The 230-nt window shown below is 69.6% G+C and carries 1 protein-coding gene; it reads right to left on the bottom strand.

All coding sequences use genetic code 11. The features are described from left to right. On the bottom strand, positions 1–230 hold a 230-nt coding region (locus ACLEJW_RS23310), incomplete at both ends, for an AMP-binding protein (RefSeq protein WP_440778343.1).

Genomic DNA, 230 nt, shown 5'->3' with positions numbered 1-230 from the left:
GACTGGGTCAGCAGCAGGGCGATGCCGCTGTCGTCGAACATGTAGGCCAGACGCTCCTGCGGGTATTCAGGGTCCAACGGCACATAGGCGCCGCCAGCCTTGAGGATCGCCAGCAGGCCGATCACCATCTCCAGCGAGCGCTCGGCGGCGATGCCGACCAGCACGTCCGGCCCTACGCCCAGGCCACGCAGGTGCGCGGCCAGGCGGTTGGCCTCGGCGTTGAGCTCGGC

It is taken from the genome of Pseudomonas sp. SMSB3 (assembly GCF_052041965.1).
Taxonomy (GTDB): domain Bacteria; phylum Pseudomonadota; class Gammaproteobacteria; order Pseudomonadales; family Pseudomonadaceae; genus Aquipseudomonas.
Note: the sequence above shows the minus strand (reverse complement) of the source record. Positions and strands in the feature narration are given on the sequence as shown.